This is a genomic window from Streptomyces sp. P5F9 (assembly GCF_057961495.1).
The window spans coordinates 34,625-46,073 of the sequence record NZ_JBXVPZ010000026.1 but is presented as its reverse complement, the minus strand read 5'-3'; the positions used below and the strand labels follow the sequence as shown (position 1 = coordinate 46,073).

Annotated in this window: 12 protein-coding genes and 1 riboswitch; of the genes, 10 read left to right on the top strand and 2 right to left on the bottom strand. The window is 69.5% G+C overall.

All coding sequences use genetic code 11. The features are described from left to right. From AC31A1_RS07660 to AC31A1_RS07615, 10 genes are all read left to right on the top strand, one after another. On the top strand, positions 1–455 hold a 455-nt coding region (locus tag AC31A1_RS07660; RefSeq protein ID WP_489652497.1), incomplete at its 5' end, for an ROK family protein. 235 nt (positions 456–690) lie between these two features. Further along, positions 691–821: riboswitch (FMN riboswitch) on the top strand. Positions 822–970: 149 nt separating this feature from the next. Beyond that, complete coding sequence (locus tag AC31A1_RS07655; protein WP_033282331.1) at positions 971–1,573, top strand: riboflavin synthase; 603 nt, start codon at positions 971–973, stop codon at positions 1,571–1,573. Next, a complete protein-coding gene (locus AC31A1_RS07650; protein ID WP_489652496.1) occupies positions 1,570–2,214 on the top strand; it encodes a nicotinamide mononucleotide transporter family protein in 645 nt (214 codons plus the stop codon). The genes AC31A1_RS07655 and AC31A1_RS07650 overlap by 4 nt, the downstream gene beginning before the upstream one ends. Beyond that, positions 2,211–3,500 (top strand): bifunctional 3,4-dihydroxy-2-butanone-4-phosphate synthase/GTP cyclohydrolase II, encoded by a 1,290-nt coding sequence (locus AC31A1_RS07645; RefSeq protein WP_489652495.1) that lies wholly within the window; start codon positions 2,211–2,213, stop codon positions 3,498–3,500. Before AC31A1_RS07650 ends, AC31A1_RS07645 begins: the two co-directional genes overlap by 4 nt. A 43-nt stretch (positions 3,501–3,543) precedes the next feature. Beyond that, entirely contained in the window at positions 3,544–4,029 is a 486-nt protein-coding gene (gene ribH, locus AC31A1_RS07640; RefSeq protein WP_019059681.1) for a 6,7-dimethyl-8-ribityllumazine synthase, read from the top strand. A 34-nt stretch (positions 4,030–4,063) separates the two neighbouring features. Next, positions 4,064–4,336 carry a phosphoribosyl-ATP diphosphatase gene (locus AC31A1_RS07635; RefSeq protein WP_393763642.1) on the top strand — a complete coding sequence of 91 codons (273 nt, stop codon included), beginning with the start codon at positions 4,064–4,066 and terminating at the stop codon, positions 4,334–4,336. A gap of 59 nt (positions 4,337–4,395) precedes the next feature. Next, positions 4,396–5,253 carry an ATP phosphoribosyltransferase gene (gene hisG, locus AC31A1_RS07630; RefSeq protein ID WP_489652494.1) on the top strand — a complete coding sequence of 286 codons (858 nt, stop codon included), beginning with the start codon at positions 4,396–4,398 and terminating at the stop codon, positions 5,251–5,253. A 26-nt stretch (positions 5,254–5,279) separates the two neighbouring features. Continuing rightward, positions 5,280–5,723: a PH domain-containing protein gene (locus AC31A1_RS07625; RefSeq protein WP_489652493.1), complete on the top strand. Its 444-nt coding sequence runs from the start codon at positions 5,280–5,282 to the stop codon at positions 5,721–5,723. Positions 5,724–5,899: 176 nt separating this feature from the next. Next, positions 5,900–7,234, top strand: a complete 1,335-nt coding sequence (locus AC31A1_RS07620) for a hemolysin family protein (RefSeq protein ID WP_489652492.1) — start codon at positions 5,900–5,902, stop codon at positions 7,232–7,234. Further along, on the top strand, positions 7,231–8,301 hold the full coding sequence (locus AC31A1_RS07615) for a hemolysin family protein (protein WP_489652491.1): 1,071 nt from the start codon (positions 7,231–7,233) through the stop codon (positions 8,299–8,301). Before AC31A1_RS07620 ends, AC31A1_RS07615 begins: the two co-directional genes overlap by 4 nt. A 130-nt stretch (positions 8,302–8,431) precedes the next feature. Here the strand turns inward: AC31A1_RS07615 and AC31A1_RS07610 are convergent, their stop codons facing one another. Then, positions 8,432–10,297: an AAA family ATPase gene (locus tag AC31A1_RS07610; RefSeq protein WP_489652490.1), complete on the bottom strand. Its 1,866-nt coding sequence runs from the start codon at positions 10,295–10,297 to the stop codon at positions 8,432–8,434. 433 nt (positions 10,298–10,730) lie between these two features. Further along, a complete protein-coding gene (locus tag AC31A1_RS07605) occupies positions 10,731–11,351 on the bottom strand; it encodes a uridine kinase family protein (protein WP_489652489.1) in 621 nt (206 codons plus the stop codon). Positions 11,352–11,449 lie beyond the last annotated feature (98 nt).

Here is an 11,449-nt window from a genome sequence, read left to right as displayed (position 1 = left end):
GGGTGGTGCGGTGGGCTGTCGCGGAGATGGGCGGCATCGGTGTCGGGGGTGACGCGGGCGTCGATGCCGGGGGTGAGCCCGATGCGGGTGACTCGGGCGTCGGTGTCGACGCCGGGAACGATCCGGACGCGAGCGTCGACGCCGGTCGTCCGGAGCCCACGCGAGACACCCGCCCCCGCGACGCCTCCGCCGCGCACTTCCTGGATGCCCTCGCCGACCGCCTCGCCCTCGGGGTCGCTTCGGTCGTCGCGCTGCTGGACCCCGGGTGTGTGGTCCTCGGCGGCGAGGTCGGGCAGGCCGGCGGTGACGAACTCGCCGTACGGGTCGCCGAGCGGATCGTCCGCATGTCCCCGTTGCCCGCGGAGGTGCGCCCGAGCGTCCTCGGCGGCGCCGCCGTGCTGCGCGGCGCGCTGCTGACGGCTCAGGACGGCGCGCAGGGCGAGTTGTTCGGATAGCCGGCCGGCGCGGGGTCGCATCCGGCCTGAGTGGCCCGGCGGTGGGCAAGGGCCGTCGTCACCACCGCCGGACCGGTCCAGGTAGTCCCCTCCGGAGATCCGAAAAGGACTAGACCAGATGATCCAGCAGGTAGGGGCCGCTTGAGAAGTCCAGCGGCACTGTCTGTGAGCCAGCCCACACCCTTCGCCTGGATGGACCCATGTCGGGCGTGGCACACTTGCCGTGTACCAGAAGCAGCGCACTCCGGGGTCGGTGAAAGTCCGAACCGGCGGTTACAGTCCGCGACCCGTCCGCTTCCAGCGGCCGGTTGACCAGGTGAAATTCCTGGACCGACGGTTAAAGTCCGGATGGGAGGCAGTGCGCGGCGGGCGGGCATTCGTGCGCGCCGCCGTATCGGCTCGTCCTGTGTGGACGGGTTCTGTCCGGCGTCGTTCCCGGTGTTCTCGTCCGTTTCATTCTGTCGTCTTCGACAGGCCCCGGAGTCCGTGCCCTATGAGGCAGGAGGACCCGGGAAGTGTTCACCGGAATCGTCGAAGAGCTGGGTGAGGTCACCGCCGTCGAGAGTCTCGACGACGCCTCCCGCTTTCGTCTGCGCGGCCCCATCGTCACCGAGGGCGCGAAGCACGGCGACTCCATCGCCGTGAACGGCGTCTGTCTCACTGTCGTCGAGCACGAGGGTGACGAGTTCACCGCCGACGTCATGGCCGAGACCCTGAACCGCTCCAGCCTCGGCGTCCTCGCCGTCGGCTCCCGCGTCAACCTCGAACGCCCCATGGCCCTCGGCGCCCGCCTCGGCGGCCACATCGTGCAGGGGCACGTCGACGGCACCGGCGAGGTGATCGAGCGCAAGCCGTCCGAGAACTGGGAAATCGTCAAGATCTCGCTCCCGGCCGACCTCACGCGCTACGTCGTCGAGAAGGGCTCCATCACCGTCGACGGCATCAGCCTCACCGTCGTCGACGCCGGACCCGACTACTTCACCGTCAGCCTCATCCCCACCACCCTCGGCCTGACCACGCTCGGCCTCAAGCAGCCCGGCGACCCGGTCAACCTCGAAGTCGACGTCATCGCCAAGTACGTGGAGCGGCTGATGGGCGCGCGCGAGGTGACCCCGTGAACTGGCTCAACTCCGAGGCCTTCGTCCTGTTCGGCCAGCACATCAAGTGGTCGGACATGATCGGCAACGTCATCGGGCTGATCGGCCTCGCCTTCGGCTGGCGGCGGTCCATCTGGAGCTGGCCCACCCAGTTCGTCTCCGGCGTGATCCTCTTCGCCGCGTTCGCCACCGCCCACCTCTCCGGCAGCGCCGGCAAGCAGGTCGTCGTCATGGTCGTCGCGGTCTACGGCTGGTGGCAGTGGAACCGCGGCGGGGACGGCTCCGCCGACGGTCACATCACCCCCCGCTTCGCCACCTGGCGCGAACGCGCGATCCTGGCCGGCTCCGCCGCCGCAGGGACCGTGGCCGTAGCGGCCCTGTTCAAGGCGTACCCGTCCCTCTCCTGGGACCCGTGGCCCGACGCCTACATCTTCGTCGGCACCGTCGTCGCGATGTACGCCCAGGCCCGCGGCATGGTCGAGTTCTGGTTCGCCTGGCTCCTCGTCGACCTCGTCGGCGTCCCCCTCAACTTCGCCAACGGCTTCGCGTTCTCCGGCTTCGTCTACGTCATCTACGGCGCACTCGTCCTGTGGGGCATGCGCGACTGGTGGCTGCGCTCCCGCAAGACCCCGCAGCCCGTCCTGGAAGGAGCGCCGGCATGACGGCGGCACCGATCCTGTACAGCACCGACGGTTTCGAGGACTTCTCCCTTGACCCGGTCGAGCAGGCCATCGCGGACATCGCGGCCGGCCGCCCCGTCGTGGTCGTCGACGACGAGGACCGCGAGAACGAGGGCGACCTCGTCATCGCCGCCGAGAAGGCCACCCCCGAGATCATCGCGTTCATGATGAGCGAGTGCCGCGGCCTGATCTGCGCCCCCATGGAGGGCGACGAGCTGGACCGGCTCCGGCTCCCGCAGATGGTCGAGGACAACACCGAGTCGATGAAAACCGCGTTCACAGTCTCCGTGGACGCCTCGCCTGTTCACGGTGTGACCACGGGTATCTCGGCCTCCGACCGCGCGACCACGCTTCAGGTCCTCGCGAGCGGCAACGCCGAGCCCGACGACCTGGTCCGCCCCGGCCACATCTTCCCGCTGCGCGCCCGGTCCGGCGGCGTGCTGGTCCGCAACGGCCACACCGAGGCCGCCGTCGACCTCGCCCGCCTCGCGGGCCTGCGCCCGGCCGGCGCCATCGTCGAGATCGCGGGCGAGGACGGCCGTATGCTCCGCCTCCCCGAACTGATCCCCTTCGCCCGCAAGCACGGCCTGACGATCATCTCCATCGAGGACCTGATCACCTACCGGCAGGCCGCCGAACCCACCGTCCGCCGCGAGGCCGAGGTCCAACTCCCCACCCGTCACGGCCAGTTCACGGCCTACGGGTACCGCTCCACCGTCGACGGCGTCGAGCACGTCGCCCTCGTCCACGGCGAGATCGGCGACGGCGAGGACGTCCTCGTCCGCGTCCACTCCGAGTGCCTCACCGGCGACGTCTTCCACTCCCTGCGCTGCGACTGCGGCCCCCAGCTGGAGGCCTCCCTGGAGCGCATCCAGGAGGAGGGCAGGGGAGTGGTCGTCTACCTGCGCGGCCACGAGGGGCGCGGCATCGGCCTGCTCTCCAAGCTCCGGGCGTACGAACTCCAGGAGCGCGGCCGCGACACCCTCGACGCCAATCTCGAACTCGGCCTGCCCGCCGACGCCCGGGACTACGGCGCCGGCGCGCAGATCCTGGAGGACCTCGGCGTCCACAGCCTGCGCCTGATGACCAACAACCCCGACAAGACCGACGCGCTCGTCCGGCACGGCCTCAAGGTCACCGGCCGTGAGCCGATGCCGATACAGGCGGGCGAGCACAACCTCCGCTACCTGCGCACCAAGCGGGACCGGATGGGGCACGACCTGCCCTGGCTGGACACGTCCCCCGTGTCCACCTGCGGCAACCAGTAGTCGAGCAGTCGCACTTCATCGCACTTCTAGGAGACAAGAGAACGTGAGCGGCAAGGGTGCACCGGAACTGTCCGTACGCAACGTCGGAGACCTGCGGGTCGCCGTCATCGCGGCACAGTGGCACGAAAAGGTGATGGACGGTCTGGTGGACGGCGCCCTGCGCGCCCTGCACGACCTGGGGATCGACGAGCCCACCCTGCTCCGGGTCCCCGGCAGCTGGGAACTCCCGGTCGTGGCAAAGGTGTTGGCGGGCCGGGGCTACGACGCGATCGTCGCCCTCGGTGTCGTCATCCGGGGCGGCACCCCGCACTTCGAGTACGTGTGCCAGGGCGTGGTCCAGGGCCTCACCCAGGTCTCGGTCGAGACCGGCGTCCCCGTCGGCATGGGCGTCCTGACCTGCGACACCGAGGAGCAGGCCCTGGACCGGGCGGGCCTGGAGGGCTCGAACGAGGACAAGGGGCACGAGGCGGTGACCGCGGCCGTGGCGACGGCGGCCACGCTCCGCTCAGTATCTGAACCGTGGCGTTAAGCCCACGATTGTTTGCAATAGGGTGGGCGGCATCATGTCCAATAAGACGTTCGAGGAGCTGTTCACCGAGCTCCAGCAGAAGGCCGCCAGCGGCGACCCCGCCACTTCCCGCACCGCAGAGCTGGTCGGCAAGGGCGTCCATGCCATCGGCAAGAAGGTCGTGGAAGAGGCCGCCGAAGTGTGGATGGCCGCCGAGTACGAGGGCAAGGAAGCGGCCGCCGAGGAGATCTCGCAGCTGCTCTACCACGTCCAGGTGATGATGGTCGCCCGCGGGATCTCGCTGGACGACGTCTACGCCCACCTGTAGAACCCCTTTACAAACATTCGAGACAGTTCACCCCTTTTCTCGCGAAGGAAGCCGACCTCATGCTGCGCATCGCCGTCCCCAACAAGGGTTCCCTGTCAGGACCTGCGGCGGACATGCTGCATGAGGCCGGCTACCAGCAGCGCCGGGAGTCCAAGGAGCTGCGGATCGTCGACCCGGTCAACGAGGTCGAGTTCTTCTACCTCCGCCCCCGCGACATCGCGATCTACGTCTCCTCCGGCCGCCTCGACATCGGCATCACCGGCCGCGACCTGCTGATCGACTCCGGCGCGAGCGCCGAGCCGATCCTCCCGCTCGGCTTCGCCCGCTCCACGTTCCGCTTCGCCTCCAAGCCGGGCGCCGCGAACACCCTCGCGGACCTCAAGGGCAAGACGGTCGCCACCTCGTACGAGGGCATCGTCGCCAAGTACCTCGCGGACAACGGCGTCGACGCCTCCGTCGTCCACCTCGACGGAGCCGTCGAGACCGCCATCGAACTCGGCGTCGCCGAGGTCATCGCGGACGTCGTCGAGACCGGAACGTCCTTGCGCAACGCGGGACTTGAGGTCTTCGGCGACCCGATCATGAAGTCCGAGGCCGTCGTCATCCGCCGTACGGGCGCCGAGACCGACGACACCACCGAGCCCAAGGTCCAGCAGTTCCTGCGGCGCCTCCAGGGCGTCCTGGTCGCCCGGACGTACGTGATGATGGACTACGACTGCCGGGTCGAGCAGCTGGAGAAGGCCGTCGCGCTCACCCCCGGCCTGGAGTCCCCGACCGTCTCCCCGCTACACAACGAGGGTTGGGTCGCCGTCCGCGCGATGGTCCCCGCCAAGGAAGCGCAGCGGATCATGGATGACCTGTACGACATCGGCGCCCGGGCCATCCTGACGACGGCCATCCACGCCTGCCGTCTCTGAGGAACACCCCGAGGATCACGCCGATCATGTCCGAACTCCCCGTCCTGCCGGTCACGTTCCGGCCGGGCCGCACCCGTGCCGTGCTGCTCACCGCGGGCATCGCGATCTTCGTCGTCATCACGACCGTCGCGATGCTCCTGGAACAGCTCACCCCTGGGGAGAAGCTCAGCTTCGTCCTCACCGGTGCCCTCCTCTTCGCCGTACTGGCCCTCCTCGCGCGCGTGAAGGTCGTCGCCGACGAGTCCGGTGTCACCGTCGTGAACATCGTCAGCAGGCGCCGGCTGGCATGGGCGGAGATCCTCCAGGTGAATCTGCGCCCCGGCGACCCCTGGGTCTTCCTCAATCTCAGCGACGGCACCAGCCTGCCCGTACTCGGCATCCAGCCCGGTATCGCCAAGCAGCGGGCCATCGCCGACGCGCGCAGTCTGCGGGCGCTCGCCGAGGACCGGTCGCTGAGGGATCTGCCGTAGAGGGCCATGTCTTGATTAATCTGTTGTCGGTGGCGTTTTTCGTTCTCGCCTCCGCCACCGATGTTCCCCCCTGTCTTCAGAGGCCCCCTGCGACCCGAGGAGTGACTCCCTCCAGCGATGGACGGATCGTCCTGTAGTACCTGCGCCGCCCCCTCCCGACATATCGAGGCGGCGGCATGACCATCCCCTTGTTGCTCCTCGGAGCGGCGATGCTGCTGATTCTGGCCAACGGCTTCTTCGTCGCGGCCGAGTTCGGACTCGTCACCGTGGAGCGTCCCGAGGCCGAGAAGGCCGCCGCCGAGGGCGACCGACGGGCCGCCACGGTCGTCGAGTCGCTCAAGGAGCTGTCCTTCCAGCTCTCCGGCACCCAGCTCGGCATCACCATCACCTCCCTGGTCGTCGGCATGCTCGCCGAACCGGCCCTCGCGGAGCTGCTGCACGGCCCGTTCAGCGCGATCGGCATCCCCGAGGGCGCCGTCTCCGGCGTCGCCGTGGTCGTCGGCATGCTGCTGGCCTCCGCCGTGCAGATGGTGATCGGCGAGCTCGTGCCCAAGAACTGGGCGGTGTCGCGACCACTCCAGGTCGCACGCTTCGTCGCCGCACCACAGCATGCTTTCGCCCGCCTGTTCCGCCCGGTGATCGCCGCGCTGAACACCGTCGCCAACAAGCTCGTCCGCGCGCTGGGCGTCGAGCCCACCGAGGAGCTGGCCTCGGCCCGCACCCCCGGCGAACTCGTCTCCCTGGCCCGGCACTCGGCGCAGGCCGGCACGCTGGAGCAGGACACCGCCGATCTCTTCGTACGGACGCTGTCGCTGGGCGAGTTGACCGCGCAGCACGTCATGACCCCGCGCGTGAAGGTCAGCGCGCTGCAGTCGTCGGCGACCGCCGAGGACGTGGTCAACCTGACCCGCGCGACCGGTCTGTCCCGCTTCCCCGTCTACCGCGAGAAGATCGACGAGATCGTCGGCATGGTCCACCTCAAGGACGCGCTGGCCGTTCCCTCGCACGACCGCCTGCGCACCTCCGTCACCAGCATCGCCAAGTCCCCGGTGCTGGTCCCCGAGACCCTGCCCGTGCAACCGTTGCTGGCCCGGCTGCGCAGCGAACAGCCCATCGCCGTGGTCGTCGACGAGTACGGCGGTACGGCGGGTGTGGTCACCCTGGAGGACATCGTCGAGGAACTCGTCGGCGAGGTCCGCGACGAGCACGACGACCAGGACGTCCCCGAACTCGCCGCCGCCCCGCCCGAGGACGGCAAACCGGCCTGGGACGCCGACGGCAGCTGCCGCGTCGACATCCTCCAGCGCATAGGCCTGGACGTCCCCGAGGGCCCGTACGAGACGGTGGCCGGCCTGGTCGCCGACCTCCTCGGCCGCATTCCCGCCCCCGGCGACAAGGCCGAACTCCCAGGCTGGCGGCTGTCGGTCCGCCAGGTAGGCCACTACCGCGCCGAACGCGTCCGCCTGGTCCGCACGTCTCCCGCCGTGAACGTGATGGAGGCGGCCCGATGACCGTCCTCCAACTCCTCTTCGCGGTCCTGCTGGTGCTCGCCAACGGCTTCTTCGTCGGCGCCGAGTTCGCCCTCGTCTCCGTCCGCCGCAGCCAGATCGAACCCCTCAACACCGCCCGGGCCCGACAGGTCCTCTACGGCCTGGAGCGCCTCCCGCAGATGATGGCGGCGGCCCAATTCGGCATCACCGTCTGCTCGTTGACGTTGGGCGCTGTCGCCGAGCCGACGGTCGCACACGTTCTGGAGCCGGTCTTCGAGTGGATGCACCTGCCCGAGGGCATGATCCACCCCCTCGGCTACATCCTCGCGCTCGCCGCGGTCGTCTTCTTCCACCTCGTCATCGGCGAGATGGTCCCGAAGAACCTCGCGATGGCCGCGCCGGAGAAGGCCGCGATGTGGCTCAGCCCCGGCCTGGTCGCCTTCGCCCGCGTCTGCAGGCCGATCACCGTGGCCCTCGGCGCCGTCGCCCAGGGCATCCTGCGCCTCTTCCACGTCGAGCCCAAGGACGAGGTCGAGGCTGTCTTCACCAGCGAACAGCTCAACCGCCTGGTGGAGGACTCGGGGCAGGCCGGCCTCCTCGACCCCGAAGAACAGGAACGCCTGGAAGACGCCCTGGAGTTGGGCTCCCGCCCGGTCACCGACGTACTCCTCCGTCGCGAGGGCCTGGTGACGGTCAGCCCCTCGGTCACCCCGGGCGAGATCGTCGCCCTCACCGCCCGCACCGGCTACTCCCGCTTCCCGATCGCCGCGGAGACCGGCGCCTTCATGGGCTACCTCCACGTCAAGGATGTCCTGGACCTGGAGGAATCCGAGCGGGCGGTCCCCCAGCAGATCTGGCGCCCCATGACAACACTCCGGGCCGAACTCCCCCTGGACGACGCCCTGACGGTCATGCGCCGAGCGGCCACCCACCTGGCCCAGGTGGCAGACGCCTCCGGCAAGGTGCTCGGCCTGGTCGCCCTGGAGGACGTCCTGGAACTCCTGGTGGGCGAGGTGACGGACCCGGCCCACCGAGAGGTCCCGGCACAACCGAGGACGGCGGAACTGAAGGAAACGGTACCTAGCTGACACCGGCTCCCCGCGCTCTTTTCAGGGGCGCGGGGCTGTGTCGATTTGCGGCTCCGCCGCGTGGGCGCGACCAGCCCCCACCGGGCCGCAGCCGCGAACCAACAGATCCACCTGAGCTGTGGCGCACCGCTCACATCCCGGCAGGCCCCGGCCCCCGCCCGGACAACACCTCTCCATACGCCTGCATCAGATCCGGCAACCGCAGAGTCGACAGGTCATCCCGCGACAACATCCCGGGATACACGGACAACCGCAGATCCCGATACGCACAGCTCTTCTCGTACAGCGTCCGCAAGAACCGCCCGTTCCCGAGCTCGTCGATCCACCCCTGGTCGACAACGTGCCCGGCGATCGACCGCAGCTCGTCCAGCGCCTCCTCGTCCCACACGTCACCGTTCTCCGCCGCCAACACCTCACCGATGGACGTGAGTTCAAGCGGCCGGTACGAAGGAAAGTCGACGCGCGTCGTGAAGCGGGACGACAGCCCGGGGTTCGCGGCCAGCAGCCGGTCCATGCCCTCCGGATAGCCCGCCAGGATCACCACGAGGTGGTCGCGATTGTCCTCGGCCCGCTTCAACAGCACCTGCAAGGCCTCGTCACCGTACGCATCGCCCTTGCCGTAACCGGAGTTGGAGAGCGAGTACGCCTCATCGACGAAGAGGACGCCACCGATCGCGGAATCGATCAACTCGTTGGCTTTCACGGCCGTTTGGCCGAGATACTCACCGACCAGATCGGCCCGCTGCGCCTCGACGAGATGGTCCCCGCCCAGCAGCCCGAGGGCGTAGAAGACCCGCCCGAGGATGCGAGCCACGGTGGTCTTGCCGGTACCCGACGGCCCGGAGAAGACGAAGTGCCGTTTCGGCGGCTGAACCGGCAGCCCCTGCCCGGCCCGCAGCCGAGCCATGTTCAACTGGGCGGACAGCGCCTTGACTTGGCGCTTGACCGGCTCCAGCCCCACCATGCGCTCCAGCTCGTTGAGCGCCTCCTCCAGTAAGACGGGATCGGTGGGACCCGTGGGCAGCGGCAGCACCGGATTGGAGGTCTTCTCCCGCACCGAGTCGCCCGCCGCGGGCAACGGGCCGGTCGGCGGAAGACCGGGCTCCGACAGCTTCAGATCCCGCCCCTCCGCGCCGAACAGCGGATCGAGCCCGTCCGGCCCCTCCAGCGCGTCCTGGCCGCCGGAGAGCGTGATCGCCGCGAGGTCGGTCACGTCCTCGGAGCCGTCGTACCCGTCGGAGTCGGTGATCGCCGCGAGCCGCGCCGAGGTGTCCATGAACGCGGGGTCGACACGGTGCACCGCCCGGTACAGGGGGAGCGCGGCGGCGCTGCGGCCGGTGCCCTCGTGGGCCCGCGCCAGCCAGTACCGCAGCTCCTTGCGCTGCGGCTGCTCGCTGCGACAGCGCATCAGCGCCGAGGACAGCAACGGCTCGGCCTGGCCGTACATCTCCAGCCGCACCCGGGCCATCCCGCCGAACAACCCGGCCTCGATTCCCAGGAGTTGATCGTTGATCAGCGGGTCGGTGTGCCGGACCAGCTGCTCCCAGTCCTTGACCAGATAGGCCCGGCACGCGTGCAGGAAGCGGACCTGGTGGTCGGTGTCCACGGGCGGCAGTCCCGCCAACGCCCGGTCCAATTCCGGCACATGGCGGCCGTCCAGCCAGTGCGAGGCGTGCGCGAGCAGCAGATCACGCGGGCTCTCCAGCACGGGCTGCACCCACCAGCCCAGCCAGTACCAGGAGTTGAGCGTACGGCGGTGCCTGGTGCGCTGTTCCCCGAAGCGTTCCCGGTGCCGGTACATCCGCAGCAGCGCGGTCGTCGTGTCGACGCGCAGCGCGTGCAGTCCGAGCCAGCCGTCGGCCATCCCGGGATCCATCCGTACCGCGGTGCGGAACTCCTCCTCCGCCTGCGGATAAGCGCCCATCGTGTAGGCGTCCACGCCTCGCAGCCACGCGAGGTCGGCCGGGGCCTCGGGGCCCTGCGTGCCGAAGTCCATCACGTCCCCCCACAAACCGTGCCCCCGTTGATTCACCGCCGGGCCGGCGCCCGTCGGCAGTCTGGGTCGAACCGCTGTGCCGCGGACGGGAGTTGCCGTGGTGCGCGAAGCAGCCGTCCGTCGGTCGCACCCTGGGCATCGTACCTGCGGGGCAGTCGCCCATCGAAGGGTGCCGCACAGGCCGTTTGACGAGGTAGGAGCAGATGGGGCGCACTCAGGACGGTGACCCAGGGTGAGCAAATCACGGCTCGTAGCGGCCGGAAAACGTGCTGGAGCAGAACGAAGCCCCCGATCACGGGGGAACAACCGGGGGCTTCGCGACTCTGGGCGGCTTCGAACCGGCCGCACATTCAGAACGTAAGACCTGTACGGCCCCTGGGTCAAGCCGAGTTGAGGCACTCAAGCAAGTTCGGGCGGAAGGGTCTTCACAAGTTCAGCACACTGCGGGCGGTCCGTCACCGTGGGTGACCTCATGGTCCGGTCCAATCGTCCCTGAGGGCCCCGAGAGCACCTCGTACCCCTTTCCCAACTGCCGTACCAGGAAGTCCGCGTGGGGGCGCGAAGGGTCTTTGGCGAAGTGTTCGTGTTCCGCCTCGACCCACCCGTCCCAGAAGTCCCGCTGCTCCGCTCCGTCCCGCAGCCGGCCCCGTGCCCAGGACTCCTCCCGGGGCAGTTCCATCCACAGCAGCCCCGCGAGGAACGGGCGCACCGCCCGGCGTCCGGCGCCGACGCCCTCGACGAGGACCACGGGCGCGGGAGGCAGCGCGCGGGGCGCGGCGAAGTGGCGGGCGTGCCAGTCGTAGGGCGCGTAGTGGGCGGTCTCGCCGAGGCTGAGGGGAGTGATCACCTGGGTCAGCAGGCGGCCGGTCCAGCCGAACAGTTCGTCGTGGGTGGCGAGGTCGTCCAGGTGCAGGACGGGGGCGCCGCCCAAAGCCTCGGCCAACTGCCCGGCGAACGTGGACTTCCCGGACCCCGCGTGCCCGTCGACGCCGACGATCCGGACCGGGCCGCAGGACGGTGGCAGCCGGCTCAGACGGTGGGCGAGGTCGCGCATGGCTGGTCCCGGGAGGTCGTGGGGCGGGTGATGCCGCAGGTCACCGGGACAGTGTAGGGAGCGGTGGCTCCCGCCCCAGTTCATACCACTGGTCGATA

Excerpts from the sequence above, each read along its gene's own strand:
- AC31A1_RS07645 (WP_489652495.1), top strand. The coding sequence starts at position 2,211 with ATGACGGCGGCACCGATCCTGTACAGCACCGACGGTTTCGAGGACTTC.
- AC31A1_RS07635 (WP_393763642.1), top strand. The coding sequence starts at position 4,064 with ATGTCCAATAAGACGTTCGAGGAGCTGTTCACCGAGCTCCAGCAGAAG.
- hisG (WP_489652494.1), top strand. The coding sequence starts at position 4,396 with ATGCTGCGCATCGCCGTCCCCAACAAGGGTTCCCTGTCAGGACCTGCG.
- AC31A1_RS07625 (WP_489652493.1), top strand. The coding sequence starts at position 5,280 with ATGTCCGAACTCCCCGTCCTGCCGGTCACGTTCCGGCCGGGCCGCACC.
- AC31A1_RS07620 (WP_489652492.1), top strand. The coding sequence starts at position 5,900 with ATGACCATCCCCTTGTTGCTCCTCGGAGCGGCGATGCTGCTGATTCTG.
- AC31A1_RS07615 (WP_489652491.1), top strand. The coding sequence starts at position 7,231 with ATGACCGTCCTCCAACTCCTCTTCGCGGTCCTGCTGGTGCTCGCCAAC.
- AC31A1_RS07610 (WP_489652490.1), bottom strand. The coding sequence starts at position 10,297 with ATGGACTTCGGCACGCAGGGCCCCGAGGCCCCGGCCGACCTCGCGTGG.
- AC31A1_RS07605 (WP_489652489.1), bottom strand. The coding sequence starts at position 11,351 with ATGCGCGACCTCGCCCACCGTCTGAGCCGGCTGCCACCGTCCTGCGGC.